Here is a 22552-nt window from a genome sequence, read left to right on the forward strand (position 1 = left end):
ATAAAATTCAGGACTACTAAGTAGCTTGATACCAGACTCACGGTCTATTCTAAAACTCTGTAATTACCGTTACCCCGGAAGATCTAGACTTGTCCATGGTGGTCACGACCATCCCATTCCAGGAATGGCCGACCCTATCGATCGCTGAAGCAAATAAGTATGAATACTAAGAAGGTAAGTGTTGCTCAACACCGCCTAATCCAAATAAGCAGTAAATTGGAATTTATTTGTCATGAGGAAAACATGATGGCTTACACACTTAGATTCGATACTAGCGGAAATGCTACGGCTTTCAACATTGCTGAGCAGCAGAAAATCAGAACTGCGTTGGGACTTCTGGAAACCATCCTTGCAGAGAACCTGTCCAATCCCAAATGCAAGATGATTAAGAATTGGTTCGGCCGAGGGAACATCAAGGCCGTTTCGGAAGGCTTGAACAACATGCATAAATATCTGACTCGAAGATGCACGAGTCTGACCTTTGTTTCAGCCCCCAATCATCCCCAGGGATTTATTGGATATGTTAAGCCAATGGTGAAAACCGGCCTGAACCCGTTTGATCAAAGCTTTGAAAATGGCAATCATCATGGCCACCGCCATAATGATAACGCTATCCATAGAATCAATGACAACGCACCTCGGCATAAGCAAATCGTCATACCCAAGCAAACCGCCAAAACATTTAGGGAAAATTGCGGTTACGTCAACGTTCAAAGCGGCCTGAGAATCTACTTAACACCGGCCTACTTCAGCGGGAACTTTGACCAGAATGATCCGAATGACGAGCTTTGGTTCAAATTCCGCTGTGTCGCCCATGAACTTAGCCATCGCATTCTGGATACAATTGATATCGCGTATGGCGCGCGTGCCAGCCAACGTCTGGCCTTATTAGCACCTGACAAAAATACACCTCTCAATAATGCTGATAATTGGGGATTGTATCTGGCTGAAATCTACAAGTTCCGCAACTTGAAAATACGACCCGAACTAACCTGATGGGAATTTTTACCCGTCATGAAGAAATAAAGCCCGGAAGGCTGTACTTTCAATAGGAAGAAAGGGCTCTATATTAATCACTTTAAATATCCTTCATTCCCAGTAGAAAAAGGCAGGCTGCACATCAGCGTCGCCAAGGTAGGAAGGCCTGCAGGTACCCCGGATCATTCGAGCCATGGAACAAGAGGTGGCATGGTAACCCTACCCCTCGACACTCTTTTATCCAGCGAGCATTCTTAGCTTCCAAATTCCAGTATTTCTTCCTTCCCATAAAAAAACCACCTTTGCCAACTTATTTCTAAGTTATCTCAGGTGGTTTTAGTTAATGACTATATTGTCGAGTTAACGACTTTATTGTTCACCAACATCCTTAATCTTGGAATTGGAATACCTACTCGACCGTAACGGATTTTGCCAGGTTACGAGGCTGGTCCACGTCGGTCCCTTTGAGAACTGCCACATGGTATGACAGTAGCTGCAATGGAATGGTATACACGATCGGTGCGAGTATATCGTGAACTTCCGGTACCTGGATCACATGCACGTCTTCGTCTTCTTCCATAGCGGCTTCAGCATCAGCAAACACGTAAAGTTCTCCGCCCCGCGCGCGAACTTCCTGGAGGTTAGACTTCAGCTTTTCCAGCAGTTCGTTGTTAGGTGCAACGGTAATTACCGGCATATCCTTATCCACCAGTGCCAGAGGACCGTGCTTCAGTTCGCCAGCCGGGTAGGCTTCCGCGTGAATATAGGAAATCTCTTTCAGCTTTAGCGCACCTTCCATTGCCACAGGATAAAGCGAACCTCTACCCAGGAATAATGAATGGTGTTTTTCTGCGAACCTTTCCGAGACCTCTTTAATGATGTCATCAAGATCCAGAGCCTTTTGGATCAGATCCGGCAGCGCTTTAAGCGCTTCTACCAACTCGGCCTCTTTTTCCTTATCGAGCCCGTGGCGACGGCCCAGAGCAATAGTGATAATAAGCAATGCCACCAACTGAGTGGTGAAGGCTTTGGTGGATGCCACTCCAATTTCAGGTCCGGCGTGGGTCATCACCGTCAGGTCGGATTCCCGGACCAGGGAGCTTCCGGGTACGTTACAGATAGAGATGGCTGATTTGAATCCCGCTTCTTTGGCCTGACGCAACGCCGCCAGAGTATCTGCTGTTTCTCCAGATTGGGAAATGGTGATAAACAACATATCTGACTGTACAACATGCTTGCGATAGCGATACTCACTGGCGACTTCCACCTGACAGGGGATACCTACCAGTTCTTCAATCCAATAACGCGCGACAAGTCCCGAATGGAAGCTGGTTCCGCAGGCGACAATCTGAACTGAACCAACACCATCGAAAACGTTGGAAGCTTCCGATCCCAATACCTGTTCAAGGATATGGTCGCCACTGATACGACCTTCCAGTGTTGCTTTTACAACCTTCGGCTGCTCATATATTTCCTTCAGCATGTAATGACGGAACTCGCCCTTATCAGCAGTATCAATACCATGCTCGAAGCGAATAACGGGCCTTTCCACTTTCTGGTTGGACTTATCCCAGATTGTGATCGTTGATAGAGACAGTTCCGCCAGATCACCTTCTTCCAGATAGATGAAACGATCAGTTACCTGCAGCAGAGCCAACGGGTCAGAAGCAAGGAAATTCTCTCCCATTCCGACACCCACAACTAACGGGCTACCTTGCCTGGCCGCAACGATTCGATCTGGATTGGAAGTCTGAACGACCGCCAGCGCATAGGCACCGTGCAGGTGTTTGATCGCTTCCTTAACGGCGACTGTCAGATCCGCCGTCGTTTGTAAGCAGCGATGAATCAGATGCGCAACCACTTCGGTATCAGTTTCTGATGTGAACTCGTATCCCTGATCCTTGAGTTCCTGACGCAGGGTTTCGTAGTTTTCAATAATGCCGTTATGGACAATCGCCAGGTCCCCACCGGACATATGTGGGTGAGCATTGGTTTTAGTCGGCTGACCATGCGTTGCCCAACGGGTATGAGCAATACCCAGCTTACCAGGTAACGGATACTTGGTTATGGCCTCCTCCAGGGCTGCCACTTTACCCACCTCACGTTGCCGCTGAAGTGTATTCTGATCATCCAGAACCGCCATTCCCGCAGAGTCATAACCGCGATACTCCAGCCGTTTAAGGCCTTCCAACAATATGGGAGATACATCGCGCTGCGCAATTGCACCGACTATGCCACACATAAAATTTCCTTCCTGCTGCTGATTAACTGCAACTTACAGTTAAAGGTAACCAAATTAAAATGAAAACAGTTTAAGATTTTTTCACAGGTCGCTGCCAGCCATCGATATTGCGCTGCTTGCCTCTCGCGATCGCCAACTGGTCTTTATCCACATTTTTGGTAACCGTAGATCCGGCACCAATGGTCGCGCCTTCAGCAATATCAACAGGCGCTACCAGGGCGGTATTTGAACCTACAAAGACATTGTCCCCGATAGTCGTCTGGAACTTATTAACACCATCATAGTTACAGGTAATGGTGCCTGCACCAACATTTACTTTCTGCCCTACGAAGGCATCGCCGACGTAGCTTAAATGGTTAACCTTGCTTCCCTCGCCTATTTTGGCCTTTTTGGTTTCCACAAAGTTACCTATCTTGGCTTTAGGGCCGAGTTCGGTTCCCGGGCGAAGCCGTGCAAAAGGACCAATCGTAGCACTTTCACCAACAACGCTGTCTTCAATAATACTATTAGCCTCGATCACCACGTCATCCGCAATTTGCGCATTCCGGATAATGCAATTTGCGCCTATAGAAACACGGTCACCTATAGAGACTTCACCTTCAAATATGCAATTGACATCGATTTCCACATCCTGTCCTGTGGATAACTCTCCACGAACGTCTATTCTCTCCGGATCTCTCAGCGTTGCACCGTTGATCATCAGTTGATGAGCAATCTGACGTTGATAGGCCCGCTCAAGCGCTGCCAACTGGATTCGGTTATTCACCCCTTCCACTTCGTGGAGGAACTCGGGGCCACTGGTAACTATCTCTGTACCATCCGCTACCGCCATCGCAACCACATCGGTCAGGTAGTACTCACCCTGAGCGTTACTATTGGATAGTTTTGGTAGCCACTCCTTGAGCTTCCCAGCAGGGATCGACATGATGCCAGTGTTGATTTCCCGGATTTTTCGCTGAACTTCATTGGCGTCTTTTTGCTCAACTATTTCAACCACATTGCCCTGATCATTGCGCACAATCCGCCCATAACCAGTGGCATCTTCCAGTTCGACAGTCAGAATCCCCAACCGGCCTGTGGATAACTGAAAAAATGACTGTAACGTAGCACTGGATGTCAGGGGTACATCACCATACAACACCAATACCTGGCTATTTTCCGGTATTTCAGGAAGAGCCTGGGCAACAGCATGTCCGGTTCCAAGCTGTTCTTTCTGATGTGCCCAATGCAAGTGGCTACCTTGAACACCTTCTTTTACAACCTCGCCCTTGTGGCCATATACCAAATGCATGCCTGCGGGGGAAAGGGTTGATGCTGTATCAATAACATGCTGAACCAGAGGTTTACCGGCCAGCCGGTGCATCACCTTAGGAAGCTCAGAACGCATACGGGTGCCCTGACCCGCAGCTAGAATAACGATATGCAAGCTCATATCAGACTCCATGGACATGGGCTGGTTAAAAACCGCCAGTATAACGTTTTCGCAGATTTGGCTCGACTGCAATGATTCCTATTAATTTCGGATGATCCCAGAGTATTCATCTCTAATTTATGAGTGAATTTTATGTAGCTGACTTTCTGGAAACCAACAAAAAAGGGGAAGCATGGAGCTTCCCCTTCAGGATTTTGCAATCTGGAACCGGCTTAGCGCTGAATTTTCTTCTTGAGCTGCTGGATCGTCCGCAGACGGGCAGCAGCTTCAGCCAACTGGCTTGCAGCACTAGCATAATCGAATTCACCGCTTTTGTTGGCGAGGGCTTTTTCAGCCTCTTTCTTCGCCTCAATAGCAGCGGCTTCATCAACATCAGCTGCACGCTCTGCACTGTCAGAAAGAATGGTCACAATATTTGGCTGAACTTCCAGGAAGCCGCCGGTGACAAAGAATACTTCCTCTTCACCACCTTGTTTGATCACTCTTACCGGGCCGGGGTTTAGAGCAGTCAGGAGAGGAGTATGGCCTGGAGTAATACCCAGATCACCCTCGCTTCCCGCGGCGATGATCATTTCGACCAGACCGGAGAAGATTTCCTGTTCTGCACTTACAATATCGCAATGCACACTAATACCCATATATGTAGGCCTCTATGCCTTGCTCAAGTAATATCCTTAACGGATATTACTTGGACTTCTTGGCTTTTTCGATCGCTTCTTCGATGCCGCCGACCATGTAGAACGCTTGTTCTGGCAGGTCGTCGTATTCACCATTCAGGATACCCTGGAAGCCACGAATTGTGTCTTTCAGAGATACGTACTTACCGGGAGAACCGGTGAATACTTCCGCAACGTGGAATGGCTGAGACAGGAAACGCTCGATCTTACGCGCACGGGATACAACTTGCTTGTCTTCGTCAGACAGTTCGTCCATACCCAGAATCGCGATGATATCTTTCAGCTCTTTATAGCGCTGCAGTACAGTCTGCACACCACGAGCCACTTCATAGTGCTCCTGGCCGATAACCAGTGGGTCCAGCTGACGGCTGGTAGAATCCAGTGGATCGATCGCAGGGTAGATACCTTTAGAAGCGATATCCCGGCTCAATACAACAGTTGCGTCCAAGTGAGAGAACGTGGTTGCAGGAGATGGGTCAGTCAAGTCATCCGCAGGTACGTATACCGCCTGTACCGAAGTGATAGAACCGGTACGGGTAGAAGTAATACGCTCCTGAAGAACACCCATTTCCTCAGCCAGAGTCGGCTGATAACCTACCGCAGAAGGCATACGACCCAACAGTGCAGATACCTCGGTACCAGCCAGGGTGTAACGGTAGATGTTGTCAACGAACAACAGTACGTCACGACCTTCGTCACGGAATTTCTCAGCCATGGTCAGACCGGTCAAAGCAACACGCAGACGGTTTCCTGGGGGCTCATTCATCTGCCCGTAAACCATCGCTACCTTGTCCAGTACGTTGGACTCTTTCATCTCGTAATAGAAGTCATTACCTTCACGAGTCCGCTCACCAACACCGGCGAATACGGAGAGACCAGAGTGCTCTTTCGCGATGTTGTTGATAAGTTCCATCATGTTTACGGTTTTACCAACACCGGCACCACCGAACAGACCAACTTTACCACCCTTGGCAAAAGGACAAACCAGATCGATTACCTTGATACCGGTTTCCAGCAGCTCGGTAGAAGCTGACTGGTCAGCATATCCAGGTGCTTCACGGTGGATAGGAGCACGATCCTTTTCACCGATAGGGCCCTGTTCGTCAATTGGGTTACCCAATACATCCATGATCCGTCCCAGGGTCTCAGTACCCACAGGAATAGAAATAGGTGCATTGGTATTTTCTACTTGAAGACCACGACGCAGACCTTCTGTACTACCCATGGCGATGGTACGTACAACACCGTCACCCAGCTGTTGCTGGACTTCCAGTGTGGTTTCCCCACCTTCCACTTTCAAAGCGTCGTAGACTTTTGGCACGGTATCGCGCGGGAATTCGACGTCGATTACCGCTCCGATAATTTGCACTATTTGTCCGCTACTCATTGTCAGTTCCTCACTGAATCTTAAAACTGTTCTGCATAACGCCGGATTGTTTACCGGTCGTCTGAAACACTGTCGACCTAAATTTCAGCGTTGGCGCTCTATACCGCTGCAGCGCCGCCCACGATTTCAGAAATCTCCTGGGTAATAGCTGCCTGACGAGCTTTGTTGTATGCCAATTCAAGATCGCCGATAATCTCGCCCGCGTTATCAGTTGCGCTTTTCATCGCAATCATCCGCGCGGCCTGTTCACAGGCGTTGTTTTCAACTACTGCCTGATAAACCTGGGACTCGATAAAACGGGTCAACAGGCCATCGAGTAGTTGTTTGGCATCCGGCTCGTAAATGTAATCCCAATGACGACGCTGCATTTCATCATCTTCCGAAGGAGGAAGAGGTAACAGCTGAGCCACAGTCGGCTTCTGTGTCATGGTGTTTACAAAGCGGTTGTGTACCAGGTAAAGACGGTCGATTTTGCCTTCGGCATATGCATCCAGCATGACTTTTACTGAACCAACGATTTTCGCCGCTGAGGGTTCATCCCCCAAATGGTTCAATGCCGCAACCACGTTACCACCGTAGCTACGGAAAAATGCCATGGCCTTGCTGCCGACAGCGCAGAAATCAACTTCCACACCTTGCTCACGCCATTTTTTTACAGAGCTTGCAGTTTCCCGAAACGCGTTGACGTTCAGGCCACCACAAAGTCCGCGGTCGGTAGAGACGACAATATAGCCGACTCGCTTCGCTTCACGTTCTTGCAGATACAGGTGTCGATATTCCGGGTTCGCAGTGGCGATATGGCTCACAACGCTTCGAATACGATCGGCATAGGGACGACCCTTTGCCATGCGTTGTTGAGCTTTACGCATCTTACTGGCAGCAACGAGTTCCATTGCGCTGGTAATTTTCTGCGTGCTCTTAACACTTGCGATCTGGGTTTTAATCTCTTTTCCGACGGCCATTTTCTTCTGCCTTTATTGAATTCATCCAAAAACCGGTTCATTCAGGCCGGCAAAAACCGGCCTGTCTGGATTACCAGGTTTGAGTGGATTTGAATTTCTCAATGCAAGATTTCAAACCGCCAGCGATTTCATCATTGTAATCGCCTGCTTCGTTGATCTTGGCCAGCAAATCGGAAAACTCGCTACGTGCGAAAGACAACAGTGCCGCTTCAAACGCCACAATATCTTTAGCCGGAACATCGTCAATAAAACCTTCGTTCGCAGCGAACAGTACCATACCCATTTCCGCAACGGACATTGGGGAATACTGCTTCTGCTTCATCAGTTCGGTAACGCGCTGACCGTGTTCCAATTGCTTACGAGTTGCTTCGTCCAGGTCAGAGGCAAACTGAGCAAATGCTGCCAGTTCACGATACTGAGCCAGAGCCAGACGAATACCACCACCAAGTTTCTTCATGATCTTGGTCTGGGCCGCACCACCAACCCGCGATACCGAGATACCTGCGTTCATCGCAGGACGGATACCGGAGTTGAACAGGTTGGTTTCCAGGAAGATCTGACCATCGGTAATGGAGATAACGTTGGTCGGTACGAATGCAGAAACGTCACCAGCCTGGGTTTCAATGATAGGCAGGGCGGTCAGAGAACCGGTCTGCCCTTTCACTTCACCATTAGTGAATTTCTCTACGTAGTCAGCGTTAACCCGTGAGGCACGCTCCAACAAACGTGAGTGCAGATAGAATACGTCACCTGGGTATGCTTCACGACCTGGTGGACGACGCAGCAACAGGGAGATCTGACGATATGCAACAGCCTGTTTGGACAGGTCATCGAATACAATCAGGGCATCCTGACCGCGGTCACGGAAGTATTCACCCATGGTGGAACCAGAGAACGGAGCCAGGAACTGCATGGATGCAGGATCCGCCGCACCGGCTGCAACAACGATGGTGTGATCCATCGCGCCGTGTTCTTCCAGCTTGCGTACCACGTTGGCAATAGAAGACTGCTTCTGACCAACAGCAACGTAGATACACTTAACACCAGTACCTTTCTGGTTGATGATGGCGTCGATCGCCAGAGCGGTTTTACCCGTCTGACGGTCACCGATGATCAACTCACGCTGACCACGACCAACCGGTACCATGGTGTCTACAGATTTATAACCGGTCTGCAGAGGCTGGCCAACGGACTGACGGGCAATAACCCCAGGAGCGATCTTTTCAATTGGATCGGTCAGATTGGTATCCAATGCACCTTTACCGTCGATAGGATTACCCAGTGAGTCAACAACGCGACCCAACAAAGCTTCACCTACAGGTACTTCCAGAATACGACCGGTAACTTTAACCTTCTGACCTTCGGCCAGAGATTTGTAGTCACCTAATACAACGGCACCTACGGAATCACGCTCAAGGTTGAGCGCCAGACCATAAACACCGCCTTCAAATTCAATCATCTCACCGTACATGACGTCGGCAAGACCGTGGATCAATACGATACCGTCGGAAACGCTTACGATAGTACCTTCTGTTTTTGCTTCAGAAGAAATATCGAGCTTTTCAATGCGCTTCTTGATGATTTCGCTGATCTCAGATGGATTCAATTGCTGCATGCCTTTAATCCTCAAAAACCTTGTGTTAGATCAGGAACCGACTGTCTCGGCAAGTTTTGCCAGACGACCACGGACAGAGGCATCAATCACCATGTCACCGGCACGCACAACGACACCACCAATCAGATCCGAGTTAACCTGGGATTGGAGATTAATATTGCGTGACAATTTTGATTTCAGTGATTGAGCAAGTTTCTCTTCCTGCTCTGAATTAAGTTCGAAAGCTGTCTCAACGGTGACATCCACCGTCGCTTCCTGCTGACTTTTCAATTGCTCGAACAATTCAGCGATCTCAGGCAGCAATACCAAACGGGTGTTTTCCGACAGGACTTTTACGAAGTTCTGAGGGCCTTCCGAAAGTTTGCCTTCGCACACGTCAATCATGACCTGTGCTTTCTGGTCACTGGTCAGGGTAGGGTGAGCAAGAACTCTCACCATATCCTTATCGCCAGCCAACGCTGCGGTAAGAGCCAATTGCTCTGACCATTCACTCAATTGGTTGGCATCGCGAGCTAATTCAAAAGCAGCTTTGGCATATGGCCGGGCTAATGTAATGCTTTCCGCCATAATGCTGACCCCTATAATTCTGCTGCTAGTTTATCTAGCATTTGGCTGTGCGCCTGTGCATCCACAGAGGTCGCCAGGATTTTCTCCGCTCCAGCCAGAGCCAGCGCTGCCACCTGGGCACGCAACTCTTCCTTGGCGCGGTTCTTTTCCTGTTCGATTTCAGCTTTCGCTGCAGCAATCAAACGTTCGCCTTCTGTACGTGCGGAATCTTTGGCTTCTTCTACCATCTGATTCGCACGACGATTGGCTTGTTCAATTATTTCCTGGGCTTGCTGCTTGGCTTCCTTGAGTTCGGCAGAGGCTTTTTCCTGCGCCAACTCCAGATCTTTGGAAGCACGTTCCGCAGCCTGCAAACCATCTGCAATCTTCTTTTCGCGCTCACGAAGTGCCTGAATGACCGGAGGCCATACATACTTCATGCAGAACACGACGAAGATGGCAAAGGCAATCGCCTGCCCGATCATCGTTAGGTTAAGGTTCACGTTAACACCCCTCGCTAATTAGTCTTAAAAGTGACTGGTTGCTATTCAGGGTCTAATTAAAGCTGATTAACAAACGGATTAGCGAACGTGAAGAACAGAGCGATACCAACACCGATCATGGTTACGGCGTCGAGCAGACCTGCAACGATGAACATTTTAACCTGAAGCATGGGGACCATTTCTGGTTGACGGGCAGCACCTTCCAGGAACTTACCACCCAGCAGACCAAAACCAATCGCAGTACCCAGTGCGCCCATACCGATAAGCAGAGCAACAGCAATCGCGGTCATTCCAACTACAGTTTCCATTGTGACTCCTAATATTTAAGTTAAGTTAATGGTTTAGTTTCAGTTATTTAAGATTTTGATTTTGTAAAACTACTTCTTCTTAGTGATCTTCATGCGCCATACTCAGGTACACGATGGTCAGCATCATGAAAATGAATGCCTGCAGTGTAATAACCAGAATGTGGAAGATTGCCCAGGGTACCGACAGTGCCCATTGAGCCCAGAAGGGCAATAGCGCAATCAGAATGAAGATCAGCTCGCCTGCGTACAGGTTACCGAAAAGACGCAGCGCCAGAGAAATCGGCTTGGCGATCATGCCAACCCCTTCCAACAACAGGTTGAAAGGAATCATCCATTTACCAAACGGTTGCAACGTCAATTCGCCAACGAATCCACCCACACCTTTAATTTTGACGCTGTAGTAGATGATCAGGAAGAAAACGGAAAGAGACATACCGAAAGTCACGTTCACGTCAGTGGTGGGAACGACTTTCATGTAGCTTACGCCTGCGGCGTGAAAGAGAAACGGAAGGAAATCCACAGGAACCAGATCCATCAGGTTCATCAGGAATATCCAGCAGAAAATAGTGAGTGCCAGTGGTGCGATAACAACATTCTTGCCGTGGAAGGTCTCTTTGACGCTGTTATCCACAAACTCCACCATTACTTCGACGAAGTTTTGCAGTCCGCTGGGTACACCGCTACTTGCTTTTAGCGCGGCTTTGCGGAACAACCATAGGAAAAGCGCCCCCAGACCAATGGACCAGGCCATTGAATCCACATGAATCGCCCAAAAACCCATATCGCTGGCTTCTTGTGCGGAATGTGCAAAACCCCAACCATGATCAGGATGTTTCCCGAACACGAGGTTTTGTAAGTGGTGCTGAATATAGGACGATGCGGTAAGGGTTTCGCCTGCTGCCATGATACTATCTCAAACCTTAATTTTTTTGATAAATCGGTACGATTTACGTCTTTTGATCAGCTGCCAGCCGTCGGACTTTTAGTCCCGGCCATGATCAGAGGCGCAAACCAGTGCACTATCTGCACAATAAAAAAGGCCAGGAATAAACTCGCTGGCTCCAGCGGCTGCACAAACTTGAAAACCAACCCAAAAAGCAAGGCTGTCAATCCCAGTTTTACGGCTTCCGCTCTATAGAAATTCTTTACAATGTGCCGGGCAGCCTGAGCTCCCCGAAAGGCGAAGGATCGATAGACAAAATAGCTATTGGGTAGGGCACAGATCAAACCACCCATTAATGCCGAATAACCGTGTACGTTGCTTATAGACCATCCAACTATCATTGCTATCACTGTCACCAGCATCTGGGCTATGACAACGCGATAAACCGGCGGCCGCTTTATATGTGAGTGCAACGCACTATCCAACGGTTTTCTGTCCCGAGCATTTCCTTTCAGTTGATCCCCATTTTTTGATATTTCCGTTACTGTGACATTACTTCACAGAACTTTAGGACCAACTTTTCCCGCAAGGAAAGCCTGCTATTTATTTTTACTACGTAGTTACGTCTACCTAGTTACCCCCGCCCTCGCAGCTAGGAAATCTTCCATAGCTTAAGGCGTCGGAGATTATATTGTGTCGGGTGGGCGCATTCAACTGCCTGATAGGTAAAACTGTCTATTTTACAACCAGAAAAGAATGTTTCTTTTTAGGAGATATTTCTATTTATGGCATAAATTGTGGACAATTTTTAATATTGGCACCAGATATGGATATATCCTCGATTCCACAACCAATTTCCCAGAGGAGAAAATTACTGAATGTGGGCTAAAATTCCATCCAGCTCATCGAGGGAATTGTACTGAATCACAAGTTTTCCCTTTCCCTTGGCGTTGTAGTCAATCTTGACTGGAGAGCCAAGTTTGTCAGCCAATTTGTCTTGCAATCTCTTAACATCCGCATCAACAGTCTTTTTGGCAGCAGTTTTCGGATTTTCTTTTTCCGTTTGAATTCTGCGTACCAACGCTTCAGTTTGGCGAACAGACAATCCTTTACCTACGATTACCCGGGCGGTCTCAGATTGGAGGTCAGGTTCCAGTGTTAACAAGGCCCTGGCATGACCCATTTCCATGTCACCACGCTCCAGCATGGTTTTCACATCATCTTTCAGTGATAAGAGCCGCAACAAATTCGTAATTGTGGAACGGGATTTACCAACCGCTTCTGCCACCTGGGACTGGGTTAGTTCAAACTCGCTCTGCAAACGCTGCAGTGCAATAGCTTCCTCAACCGGGTTCAGGTTCTCCCGTTGGATATTCTCGATCAGAGCCATGGCAATGGCCGCTTCGTCGGGAACATCCCGGATGATGACCGGGATCTTATCCATCCCGGCAAGCTGGGAGGCTCTCCAACGACGCTCGCCTGCGATGATCTCGTATCGATTCTTACTGATCTCACGCACCACAATCGGCTGCATGACACCCTGTTGCCTGATGGACTGGGCCAGCTCTTCCAACGCCTCCGGATCCATATCCCGACGCGGCTGATATTGACCACGCTGGATCATATCCACAGGCATTTCTTTCAGAACCTTATCCTGGGACACGGAACCTTCTTCCTGCATGCGAGCCTTTGAACCGGCTAACAATGCATTCAGTCCGCGATCACCCAATCCTCTCTTTTTCATTTCGTTGTAGTTCCAAATGTTTCGTAGTTTCTATTCTTTTATATCGCCAGAGACATACACCGATGTGTTGCTGACGCATCCCGGTGTTTAGTCCAGGGATGTTTGGGGATGTTCTTATTATTGCCGGTCAGGCGGGTACGGTCGTTTTAGCGGTTGTCTTGCTCTTACGAATGATTTCTCCCGCCAGGGCCAGGTATGCAATTGCCCCACGTGAGGATTTATCATACTTCAACGCCGGTACTCCATATGATGGGGCTTCAGCTAGTCTCACGTTCCGTGGAATGATTGTGCGGTATACCTTGTCACCGAAGTAGTCGATGATCTGCCTGGAAACATCCGTGGTCAAACTATTGCGCGGATCAAACATCGTGCGCAGCAAACCCTCTATTTCCAGGCCCGGGTTAACCGTTTCCTGAATTTGTTCCACAGTATTCATCAATGCCGCCAAACCTTCCAGGGCATAATACTCACACTGCATTGGAATCAATACGCCGTCAGCTGCAACAAGAGCATTCACTGTCAGCATATTCAGGGAGGGGGGACAGTCGATCAAAATATAGTCGTAATCATCCAGCACCGATTTCAATGCATTGCGCATGCGGTACTCGCGGCCAATTTCATTCATCAGCTCTACTTCTGCGGCTGTGACATCACTATTGGCAGGCATGACATCGTATCCGGCCTCTTCTGAAGTCACGATGACTTCTTTGGCTTCTGCTCGCTTGGTCAAAAGATCATAAACGGTCTTTTCGCAGGCATTTTTATCAACACCGCTCCCCATGGTGGCATTGCCTTGAGGGTCGGTATCAATAAGTAGAACTTTACGACGGGTAGCAGCCAACGAAGCGGCCAAATTGACGCAGGTGGTTGTTTTTCCAACTCCGCCTTTCTGGTTGGTGACTGCAAAAGTGCGCGCCATAGTCAATTTCTCCCGTCGGTTCCCGAATCTGCTCAACTTTTACCAAGGATAAGCAAATGCCTTTCCCCGTCACAAGCCGGAACACTCAGTCTATGATTTTGAATAACAATAAAATTTTCCGGCAACGCTTCAATTTCCTCTACCGGAGATACTCCTTTCAGGGCATAGGCCTTGGTTTCCGGCCCAAATAAGTCCTGGCAACCCGTTACCATATCAGCCAATGTTGCAAACGCCCGTGAAGTAATGCCGTCAAAGGACTGCTCTGTAGCAGGACGATACTGTTCAATCCGGGACTGCACCACTTCAACGTTGGACAAACCGAGCGACATCTTGCATTGCGTCAAAAATCGGGTTTTCTTGCCATTACTATCCAATAGAACCCATTGGGTTTCCGGCAGGGCAATAGCTAGAGGTATACCAGGAATACCGGGCCCAGTACCAACATCCAGAAAATACTTTCCCTCAATATGTGGTATCACCGCCAAAGCATCCAATATATGACGACTGACATGCAATTCCGGATCCCGGACTGCCGTTAAATTATAGGCCTTGTTCCATTTATGAAGAAGCTCAAGATAGTCCAACAGGCGTTCCTGCTGTTTTTCATCCAGGCTTAACTCAAGTGAACCCAAGCCAGACTGAAGCTGCTGTTTCTGCAATGCTCTTAGAGTATTTTCCATATCAGGCACTTTGCCTCTGCACAGCGCCTCTCTTTTTCAAATACACCAGGAGCAAAGAAACTGCTGCAGGCGTCACTCCCGGAATTCGGGAAGCCTGAGCCAGAGTTTCCGGTCTGACTTCAGACAGCTTCTGTTTAATCTCATTTGATAGACCCTGAATCACACTGTAGTCCAGATCTGCGGGTAATACTGTATTTTCGTGTCGGCGCATCCGGGCAATCTCATCCTGCTGCCGATCGATGTAACCCGCATATTTGACCTGAATTTCAACCTGTTCAGCAACGTCCGGTGGAACTTCATTAATCGAACTGTCCACTTCACCCAGGCGAGCCCAATCCATCTCAGGCCGCTTCAATAAGTCATGCAATGAGTACTCACGTGCCAGCTCCATTCCCAGAACTTTTTCAGCCTGCTGTCCTTTATCGGAACCAGGCTGCACCCATGTACTTTTAAGACGCTGTTGTTCACGGGTAATCGCTTCACGTTTCTCGCTAAACGCTGTCCAACGCTCATCATCAACCAGTCCCAGTTCGCGGCCTTTTTCGGTCAGGCGCAGATCTGCATTGTCTTCACGCAACAGCAAACGGTATTCCGCACGACTGGTAAACATTCGATAAGGCTCGCGGGTGCCCATGGTAATCAGATCATCCACCAACACGCCGATATATGCTTCATCCCGTTTTGGTGTCCAGACCTCTTTGTCCTGTGCCCGAAGAGCCGCATTCATACCGGCCAATAGTCCTTGAGCCGCTGCTTCTTCATAGCCGGTGGTGCCATTAATCTGACCTGCGAAGAACAGATTATGCACAAACTTGGTTTCCAAGCTGTGCTTCAAGTCCTGAGGATTGAAGTAATCATACTCGATGGCGTATCCAGGACGGGTAATGTGCGCATTTTCCAAACCAGGGATTGAGTGCACCAAGTCCAACTGAACATCGAACGGGAGACTTGTGGATATCCCGTTAGGATAAAGCTCATGGGTACTCAAACCTTCCGGCTCAATGAATATCTGATGGGAATCCTTGTCCGCAAAGCGATTAACCTTGTCTTCAATCGAAGGACAGTAACGAGGTCCTACACCCTCAATTTTTCCGGTGTACATTGGGGACCTGTCCATACCGCTGCGAATAATGTCATGGGTCTGGGTATTGGTTCGGGTGATATAGCATGGCACCTGCTGTGGATGCATATCCAAAGATCCCAGAAATGACATAACAGGAGTAGGTGAATCCCCAGGTTGAGCCTGCATGACAGAGAAATCCACAGTTTTGGCATCAATCCGGGGAGGGGTACCGGTTTTCAAACGTCCAACCCGAAATGGCATCTCGCGCAGACGATTGGCCAACGCGATTGAGGGTGGATCTCCGGCCCGACCGCCGGAATGATTCTGTAGTCCAATATGGATGATGCCGCCAAGGAACGTCCCGGTTGTCAAAACGACAGATGTGGCAAAGAATCTAAGCCCCATCTGGGTGACAACACCGGTGACAGTATCGCCATCCATGATGAGGTCATCTGCCGCCTGTTGAAAAATACTCAGGTTAGGCTGATTTTCAAGAACACTTCGGATAGCCGCTTTATACAATGCACGATCAGCCTGTGCTCGTGTTGCACGGACTGCCGGCCCTTTACGAGCATTCAATATCCGAAACTGGATACCTGCTTTGTCTGTCGCCAGAGCCATGGCGCCACCCAATGCATCCACTTCTTTAACCAGGTGACTTTTACCGATTCCACCAATGGCAGGATTACAGGACATCTGTCCCAGGGTTTCGATATTGTGGGTCAGCAGTAGGGTTTGACAGCCCATACGTGCCGCAGCTAAAGCCGCTTCGGTGCCGGCATGTCCACCACCGATGACGATCACATCAAAATGCCTGGAATAATCCACAGTCCAATAACCTCTTAAAAAATAAGTATATAAAGTCCGCTTTAACTGAAATACGCGCCAAAAAGGCTATTTGAAGATGTCAGATTGTAGCAGTCAGAAAACGGGCCGAGCATTTTACTATGACCGGGGCTGAAAAATAAGGTTGGTTTGAAAAAATATGATTATTTTTTGTTCAAAGTGATAAAAAGGCTCATCTTGACATCTGGTTAAAATGTGACCTTCGACAAGTTTAGAATAAATAGCCTAGTTTTTTCAGTAGGTTAGAAGATCTTCTTTAGAAAAGTTATTAATACAGTTATCCACAGGAGAGATTTTCTCAAACACACTTAATAAAATTTTCAATCAATTGATTTTAAAAAGAAAATAAAAATTTTAAGACAAAACATCACTTTTAAGAAAAAAACTTATCCACAGACATAGGATTTTTTTTAGGCAAAATTTCAGGTTATCCACAAAATATTCGCGGGACTTAAGCTTGTCTTAAGAATGACTCGATATTCTTGCCCTTCAACAAACGGAGGGTACGATATGTCTCATTCAAAAACTCACTGGATCAGAGTTTGGGATCCCCTGGTCAGGATATTCCATTGGTCGTTAGTCATTTTCTTTTTTACCGCCTATCTCACTGAGGACGAATTCCAGTCTGTGCATATCTGGGCTGGATACGCTGTGGCAGGCCTTGTGACTTTCCGTATAGTTTGGGGATTGATAGGTAGCAGACATGCAAGATTTACCAGTTTCGTTAAACATCCCTCTACAGTGATTGCCTACTGCAAACAGATATTTCAAGGTAATCCGGATCGCCACCTGGGACATAACCCTGCCGGCGGCGCAATGATCATTGCCTTGTTGTTGTCACTTGTAGCAACCACGATCTGTGGAATGGCTCTCTTGTCAATTGACGGAGGAGGGCCCCTTGCCGGAACTTTCTTCGCTCACCTGCCGGAAGATCCATTGAAGGAAGTGCATGAGTTTTTCGCTAATGCCACGATTATTCTGGTCGTATTACATGTAGGTGGCGTTATTCTCGCAAGTCGGCAGCACAAAGAAAATTTGGTGGTCGCCATGGTAAATGGACGCAAGAGATCAGAACCTGAAGCCACCCCGGCAGAATAGAACCATTGGAAATCAACTGATAAGAGCTGCCATACTGCACTGAATTCATCCATCAACCGACACCCCCAGGAGTTGGAAAGTCGAGTGGGTACAGGCAGCTTGACGATCACCAATCTCAGCATTGGTGATTTAAAAAATATCTCCCTCAGCATTCCTCCCGGGGAAATTGTATGTATATCCGGAAAATCAGGATCGGGGAAAAGCCGCTTTCTCAGGGCTATAGCTGATCTTGAAGATCATGAGGGCAGCATATCTCTGGGAACTACCAACCAGCTTGATATCACCGGACATCAATGGCGACAGATTGTCCGTATGGTACCGGCAGAAAGTGAATGGTGGCTCGACGATGTTGAAGACCATTTTCCACAACCACCTTCATCGGCTCTTCTGGCAGAAGTCCAACTGAACAAGGAAATCCTGCAAAAGCCCGTCAGTTACTTATCTTCCGGAGAAAGACAGCGGCTTGCTCTCCTCAGATCGTTATACCCTGAACCAAAAGTCCTGCTACTGGATGAACCAACTGCCAACCTTGATGACTCCTCAAGAGAGTCTGTGGAAAACTGGCTGGTCCATTTAATCCGACAACAACAATTGCCCGTTCTCTGGGTTGCCCACGATCAGGCCCAGATTCAAAGAGTCGCGGACCAGCACTGGCATCTGGAACAGAGTCAATTAACCCATATTGGTAGTCAATGATGACCGTTATTGACATTAACCCACTGCAACTCTCGTTCGCGTTTGTACTTGTCATCATTCTGAGTTTCTGCGCCTTCGCTGCACGCTTGGGGATAACAAAGAAACTGTTAATTTCTGCGATCCGCACCATTGTTCAGTTGTCATTGATCGGTTTGGTACTCGAAGCTCTTTTTTCCACATCATCTCCGTTTTGGATATCGATGATGGCACTGGCAATGTTACTGATTGCAGGAAGAGAGGTGACGGCCAGGCAAAGAAGGCGTTTGACCAAAGGATGGTCGTTTGCCATTGGCACAACTTCTATGTTTGTGTCTTCATTCACCGTTGCCATTCTGACACTGACCGTCATTATTAATCCCCATCCCTGGTTTACTCCCCAATATGCCATTCCACTTCTCGGTATGATGCTGGGAAATACCATGAATGGCGTAGCCATCTGTCTGGATCGGCTCCATGAAACTACCTGGCAACAAAGAAGGGTCATAGAAAACAGGCTTATGCTGGGACATCCATGGAACGAGGCAATTGGAAAAATTCGTCGGGATGCCGTACGCGCTGGAATGATACCCGCTATCAACGCGATGGCTGCAGCAGGTGTCGTGAGTTTACCTGGAATGATGACCGGTCAAATCCTGGCCGGAACAAGCCCGGCTCTGGCCGTAAAATATCAGATACTCATCATGCTGATGATTACTGTTGGTTCTGGTTTCGGCTCAATGATCAGTGTACTGCTCGCCAGTAGACGGCTGTTTGACCAAAGGGAAAGATTGAGAATAGACAGACTTGTCTTGAACGATCCCGATTGATGCTATTTCCCAATACAAAAAGAGGAAAAAATCCTCCCCAATAAATCATCTGAAGAAAACTGACCGGTAATTTCTCCCAGTGCCTGTTGGGCAAGTCTGAGGTCTTCCGCAACAAGCTCACCAGCCTGTTGTTGCAGTAATTGCTGTTTGGCAGTTTCCACATGCTGATGAGCCAGATTCAGAGCTTCAAGATGACGCCGTCGCGCCATAAAACCACCTTCTGTCGTAGCTTCGAATCCGACGCATTGCTTTAAATGATCCCTGAGAATATCGATCCCTTTGCCATCTTTTGCGGAAAGACGTACCACTGGAACCTTTCCATCCTGAAGACCTACTTGTTCATTACTGAGATCCACTTTATTTCGAACAACCGTTATGTGGTCATGATGGTGTATACGATGATAAAAATCCGGCCAGATTTTTTCCGGATCCACAGCATCGGTGGTCTGACTATCCACGAGAAAAAGAATACGGTCTGCATTGTCAATTTCATTCCAGGCCCTCTCCACTCCGATTTGTTCCACCACATCATAGGAATCCCGGAGTCCGGCAGTGTCGACAATATGCAATGGCATACCATCAATGTGGATATGTTCACGGAGGACATCACGGGTGGTACCAGCAATGTCGGTCACAATCGCACTTTCCCTGCCGGCAAGAGCATTCAGCAAACTTGATTTACCCGCGTTGGGACGTCCCGCGATGACCACCGTCATGCCTTCCCTCATCAGGGTTCCCTGCTTGGCTGTGGAAAACACCTCCGCCAGTTTCTCAAGAATGGTTTCAAGATCCGCGGCGACTTTTCCATCGGATAGAAAATCAATTTCTTCTTCAGGGAAGTCGATGGCAGCTTCAACATACATACGTAATTGGATCAAAGCTTCCAAAAGTTCATCAATCGCAAGAGAGAAATCTCCCTGAAGAGACTTTAGAGCGCTGCGAGCAGCGTGTTCAGAGCTCGCTTCAATTAAATCGGCAATGGCTTCAGCTTGCACCAAATCCAACTTGTCATTCAAAAATGCCCGTTCAGAAAATTCTCCTGGTCTGGCTATGCGGACTCCCAGTGATACAAGCTGCCGTAAAAGCAAGTCCAGTACAACAGGTCCTCCATGCCCTTGTAACTCAAGGACATCTTCTCCTGTAAAACTATTGGGGCCAGGGAAAAATAAGGCAATTCCTTGATCAATAACGGTATCGCCTTCAAAGAAATTTCCGTAGTAGGCATAACGGGGCTGGGGTACCCGGTGCAGAACTGATTGAGCAATTGCAGAAGCTTTTGGTCCGGACACCCGGATAATTCCCACACCTCCTTTTCCAGGAGGAGTCGCAATTGCTGCGATGGTTTCAGTTGTCTGATACATAAATATCCAGCGCCAGTAGGACAGAAGTCAGGTGATGAAACAGTATTCTTTCCGAGTATAACGTAAAAAAAAGCCCGCTATTCACGGGCTTTCAGAGTCGTTGATATAAGGGCTATTTAGCCTTCAAACCTTCCCGCTCTATTTTTTTGGTTATCACCCACTGCTGAGCAATCGACAAACAGTTGTTAACCAACCAGTACAGTACCAGACCAGCCGGGAACCACAGGAAAAATACTGTGAAGATAAGCGGCATCATTTTCATTACTCGGGCCTGGATAGGATCCGGTGGTGTTGGGTTCAAGTGCATCTGCAGGAACATGGTTCCTCCCATCAATAACGGAAGGATAAAAAATGGATCCTTAATGGATAGATCCTGAATCCAGAAGAAGAAAGGCGCTTGACGCAATTCAACAGATTCAAGCAATACCCAATATAGGGAGATAAATACTGGCATTTGCACCAGGATAGGCAAACACCCTCCCAAAGGATTGATCTTTTCTTTCTTGTAAAGCTCCATCATTGCTTGGGACATTTTCTGACGATCATCACCATACTGCTCACGAACTCTTTGCAGCTCAGGTGTGACTCGACGCATATTCGCCATGGAACGATAGCTTGCAGCAGAAAGATGGAAAAACAGAGCCTTGATCAGAACTGTGAGAAGGATGATCGCAATCCCCCAGTTACCCACGAAATCATGAATATACTCAAGAAACAGATAAAGCGGCTTGGCGATCAACCAAAGCCAGCCAAAATCGATGGTTAAATCCAGATTTGGTGCAATTGTTTGTAGAGACTCCAGTTTTTTCGGTCCTACATACAGGCTGGCATCAATGGTTTCTGAAGCCCCAGGAGCAACAGTAATTTCAGGATCCACAAACCCCATCAGGTACAGACCATTACGAACTCTGGTCTGATAAGTATGGGTTTGCTCATTCCGAGGTATCCAGGCACTAACAAAATAATGCTGAACGAAGGCAATCCATCCACTGTTGGCTTCTACCTGAACAGCACCTTCATCCATGTCGTCAAATTTAACCTTCTCATAGGGAGCTTCGGCTGTGGATATAACCGCACCTAAGTATGAAGAAGCACCCATTTTTGCCGACTTTGTTGGGTCCGGAGCTTTATCTCTGACCAACTTCGCGGAGAAATTCGCCTGCCAGGGCTCTGCAGAATGGTTGGATACAAGGTACTGGACTTTAACTTCGTAGTTACCGCGACCGAAAAAGTATCGCTTGATAACATCAACGCCGTTACGGGAATATGTCAGATCGACAGTTAAATCTTCCTTGCCATCAGCCAGGCGATAACTGCTCTGGGCAGAACTATAGACCGGCAGCGGACCATTCTTTGCGGCATCAAATCCATCCCGTCCGATCAATCCGCTCTCAGCAACAAAGTAACGATCTGTATTTTGCTGAAAGATCTCTAACGGTGCTTTGTTGTTCAGGGAGACAGGATATTCTCTAAGTGCAGAATAGTTGAGGTTTCCTCCAGTCAAACTGATCTTGACAGCTAAGACATCCGTCATGACTGTAACCTCACCACCCGTTTGCATTTCGAGTGAGGAAGCACTTACTTCAGAGGTTTGTTTTGAGCTCATTGACTCGGGAGTTGAAAGCTCACCGGTAAGAGTATGTCCTGATTCTGTGCTCGAAGGTACAGATTCATCAAAACCAGGAGCTGGTTGAGTAACAGCAGGTCCTGAATCGGTTGGAAAATCTTTGTTCCATTCCAGCACTAGCAGATAGGAGACAACAAGTAAGCCAATAATAAGAGGTGTTCTTATATAGTCCATAAAAT

Annotated in this window: 21 protein-coding genes; 4 read left to right on the forward strand and 17 right to left on the reverse strand. The window is 47.9% G+C overall.

Annotation, left to right across the window (positions count from 1 at the left end; translation table 11 throughout):
• Positions 1-243: 243 nt before the first annotated feature.
• Positions 244-996: a M35 family metallo-endopeptidase gene (locus BTA51_RS12070; RefSeq protein ID WP_168188150.1), complete on the forward strand. Its 753-nt coding sequence runs from the start codon at positions 244-246 to the stop codon at positions 994-996.
• 391 nt (positions 997-1387) lie between these two features.
• On the opposite strand, the gene glmS is transcribed toward BTA51_RS12070, so the two are convergent.
• The 15 genes from glmS to mnmG form a co-directional block, all read right to left on the reverse strand.
• Complete coding sequence (glmS, locus tag BTA51_RS12075) at positions 1388-3220, reverse strand: glutamine--fructose-6-phosphate transaminase (isomerizing) (protein ID WP_094707710.1); 1833 nt, start codon at positions 3218-3220, stop codon at positions 1388-1390.
• A 70-nt stretch (positions 3221-3290) separates the two neighbouring features.
• Positions 3291-4652: a bifunctional UDP-N-acetylglucosamine diphosphorylase/glucosamine-1-phosphate N-acetyltransferase GlmU gene (gene glmU / locus BTA51_RS12080; protein ID WP_094707711.1), complete on the reverse strand. Its 1362-nt coding sequence runs from the start codon at positions 4650-4652 to the stop codon at positions 3291-3293.
• Positions 4653-4864: 212 nt separating this feature from the next.
• On the reverse strand, positions 4865-5290 hold the full coding sequence (locus BTA51_RS12085; RefSeq protein WP_094707712.1) for a F0F1 ATP synthase subunit epsilon: 426 nt from the start codon (positions 5288-5290) through the stop codon (positions 4865-4867).
• A gap of 46 nt (positions 5291-5336) precedes the next feature.
• Entirely contained in the window at positions 5337-6716 is a 1380-nt protein-coding gene (atpD, locus tag BTA51_RS12090) for a F0F1 ATP synthase subunit beta (protein WP_094707713.1), read from the reverse strand.
• 98 nt (positions 6717-6814) lie between these two features.
• The gene (gene atpG, locus BTA51_RS12095) at positions 6815-7678 is read right to left on the reverse strand and encodes a F0F1 ATP synthase subunit gamma (RefSeq protein ID WP_094707714.1); all 864 of its coding nucleotides are present in this window, start codon (positions 7676-7678) and stop codon (positions 6815-6817) included.
• A gap of 70 nt (positions 7679-7748) precedes the next feature.
• Positions 7749-9293: a F0F1 ATP synthase subunit alpha gene (gene atpA / locus BTA51_RS12100; RefSeq protein ID WP_094707715.1), complete on the reverse strand. Its 1545-nt coding sequence runs from the start codon at positions 9291-9293 to the stop codon at positions 7749-7751.
• Positions 9294-9323: 30 nt separating this feature from the next.
• On the reverse strand, positions 9324-9860 hold the full coding sequence (locus tag BTA51_RS12105) for a F0F1 ATP synthase subunit delta (RefSeq protein ID WP_094707716.1): 537 nt from the start codon (positions 9858-9860) through the stop codon (positions 9324-9326).
• Positions 9861-9871: 11 nt separating this feature from the next.
• Entirely contained in the window at positions 9872-10342 is a 471-nt protein-coding gene (locus BTA51_RS12110) for a F0F1 ATP synthase subunit B (RefSeq protein ID WP_210404822.1), read from the reverse strand.
• Between the two features lie 56 nt (positions 10343-10398).
• Positions 10399-10650 carry a F0F1 ATP synthase subunit C gene (gene atpE / locus BTA51_RS12115; protein ID WP_094707718.1) on the reverse strand — a complete coding sequence of 84 codons (252 nt, stop codon included), beginning with the start codon at positions 10648-10650 and terminating at the stop codon, positions 10399-10401.
• Positions 10651-10729: 79 nt separating this feature from the next.
• Positions 10730-11554, reverse strand: coding sequence for a F0F1 ATP synthase subunit A (gene atpB / locus BTA51_RS12120; protein WP_094707719.1), 825 nt, complete (start codon positions 11552-11554; stop codon positions 10730-10732).
• A gap of 56 nt (positions 11555-11610) precedes the next feature.
• Positions 11611-12018 carry a F0F1 ATP synthase subunit I gene (locus BTA51_RS12125; RefSeq protein WP_371333185.1) on the reverse strand — a complete coding sequence of 136 codons (408 nt, stop codon included), beginning with the start codon at positions 12016-12018 and terminating at the stop codon, positions 11611-11613.
• A gap of 386 nt (positions 12019-12404) precedes the next feature.
• The gene (locus BTA51_RS12130; RefSeq protein WP_094707721.1) at positions 12405-13277 is read right to left on the reverse strand and encodes a ParB/RepB/Spo0J family partition protein; all 873 of its coding nucleotides are present in this window, start codon (positions 13275-13277) and stop codon (positions 12405-12407) included.
• Positions 13278-13404: 127 nt separating this feature from the next.
• Positions 13405-14196: a ParA family protein gene (locus tag BTA51_RS12135; protein WP_094707722.1), complete on the reverse strand. Its 792-nt coding sequence runs from the start codon at positions 14194-14196 to the stop codon at positions 13405-13407.
• Positions 14197-14228: 32 nt separating this feature from the next.
• A complete protein-coding gene (gene rsmG / locus BTA51_RS12140; protein ID WP_094707723.1) occupies positions 14229-14876 on the reverse strand; it encodes a 16S rRNA (guanine(527)-N(7))-methyltransferase RsmG in 648 nt (215 codons plus the stop codon).
• Between the two features lies 1 nt (position 14877).
• Positions 14878-16767, reverse strand: a complete 1890-nt coding sequence (mnmG, locus tag BTA51_RS12145; protein WP_094707724.1) for a tRNA uridine-5-carboxymethylaminomethyl(34) synthesis enzyme MnmG — start codon at positions 16765-16767, stop codon at positions 14878-14880.
• 528 nt (positions 16768-17295) lie between these two features.
• Between mnmG and BTA51_RS12150 the strand changes: the two genes are divergently transcribed.
• The 3 genes from BTA51_RS12150 (at position 17296) to fetB (ending at position 19385) form a co-directional block, all read left to right on the forward strand.
• Positions 17296-17883: a cytochrome b/b6 domain-containing protein gene (locus BTA51_RS12150; protein ID WP_094707725.1), complete on the forward strand. Its 588-nt coding sequence runs from the start codon at positions 17296-17298 to the stop codon at positions 17881-17883.
• An 84-nt stretch (positions 17884-17967) separates the two neighbouring features.
• Positions 17968-18579: an ATP-binding cassette domain-containing protein gene (locus tag BTA51_RS12155; protein WP_094707726.1), complete on the forward strand. Its 612-nt coding sequence runs from the start codon at positions 17968-17970 to the stop codon at positions 18577-18579.
• Entirely contained in the window at positions 18576-19385 is an 810-nt protein-coding gene (gene fetB / locus BTA51_RS12160) for an iron export ABC transporter permease subunit FetB (protein ID WP_246841020.1), read from the forward strand. The genes BTA51_RS12155 and fetB overlap by 4 nt, the downstream gene beginning before the upstream one ends.
• A 2-nt stretch (positions 19386-19387) precedes the next feature.
• On the opposite strand, the gene mnmE is transcribed toward fetB, so the two are convergent.
• A complete protein-coding gene (gene mnmE, locus BTA51_RS12165; protein ID WP_094707727.1) occupies positions 19388-20746 on the reverse strand; it encodes a tRNA uridine-5-carboxymethylaminomethyl(34) synthesis GTPase MnmE in 1359 nt (452 codons plus the stop codon).
• 112 nt (positions 20747-20858) lie between these two features.
• Positions 20859-22547, reverse strand: coding sequence for a membrane protein insertase YidC (yidC, locus tag BTA51_RS12170; RefSeq protein ID WP_094707728.1), 1689 nt, complete (start codon positions 22545-22547; stop codon positions 20859-20861).
• Between the last annotated feature and the right edge of the window lie 5 nt (positions 22548-22552).

The sequence above is a fragment of the Hahella sp. CCB-MM4 genome (assembly GCF_002260525.1).
Taxonomy (GTDB): domain Bacteria; phylum Pseudomonadota; class Gammaproteobacteria; order Pseudomonadales; family Oleiphilaceae; genus Hahella.

Coding starts and splice junctions, on each gene's coding strand:
- BTA51_RS12070 (WP_168188150.1), top strand. CDS start 244: ATGATGGCTTACACACTTAGATTCGATACTAGCGGAAATGCTACGGCT.
- glmS (WP_094707710.1), bottom strand. CDS start 3,220: ATGTGTGGCATAGTCGGTGCAATTGCGCAGCGCGATGTATCTCCCATA.
- glmU (WP_094707711.1), bottom strand. CDS start 4,652: ATGAGCTTGCATATCGTTATTCTAGCTGCGGGTCAGGGCACCCGTATG.
- BTA51_RS12085 (WP_094707712.1), bottom strand. CDS start 5,290: ATGGGTATTAGTGTGCATTGCGATATTGTAAGTGCAGAACAGGAAATC.
- atpD (WP_094707713.1), bottom strand. CDS start 6,716: ATGAGTAGCGGACAAATAGTGCAAATTATCGGAGCGGTAATCGACGTC.
- atpG (WP_094707714.1), bottom strand. CDS start 7,678: ATGGCCGTCGGAAAAGAGATTAAAACCCAGATCGCAAGTGTTAAGAGC.
- atpA (WP_094707715.1), bottom strand. CDS start 9,293: ATGCAGCAATTGAATCCATCTGAGATCAGCGAAATCATCAAGAAGCGC.
- BTA51_RS12105 (WP_094707716.1), bottom strand. CDS start 9,860: ATGGCGGAAAGCATTACATTAGCCCGGCCATATGCCAAAGCTGCTTTT.
- atpE (WP_094707718.1), bottom strand. CDS start 10,650: ATGGAAACTGTAGTTGGAATGACCGCGATTGCTGTTGCTCTGCTTATC.
- atpB (WP_094707719.1), bottom strand. CDS start 11,554: ATGGCAGCAGGCGAAACCCTTACCGCATCGTCCTATATTCAGCACCAC.
- BTA51_RS12130 (WP_094707721.1), bottom strand. CDS start 13,277: ATGAAAAAGAGAGGATTGGGTGATCGCGGACTGAATGCATTGTTAGCC.
- BTA51_RS12135 (WP_094707722.1), bottom strand. CDS start 14,196: ATGGCGCGCACTTTTGCAGTCACCAACCAGAAAGGCGGAGTTGGAAAA.
- rsmG (WP_094707723.1), bottom strand. CDS start 14,876: ATGGAAAATACTCTAAGAGCATTGCAGAAACAGCAGCTTCAGTCTGGC.
- BTA51_RS12150 (WP_094707725.1), top strand. CDS start 17,296: ATGTCTCATTCAAAAACTCACTGGATCAGAGTTTGGGATCCCCTGGTC.
- fetB (WP_246841020.1), top strand. CDS start 18,576: ATGATGACCGTTATTGACATTAACCCACTGCAACTCTCGTTCGCGTTT.
- mnmE (WP_094707727.1), bottom strand. CDS start 20,746: ATGTATCAGACAACTGAAACCATCGCAGCAATTGCGACTCCTCCTGGA.
- yidC (WP_094707728.1), bottom strand. CDS start 22,547: ATGGACTATATAAGAACACCTCTTATTATTGGCTTACTTGTTGTCTCC.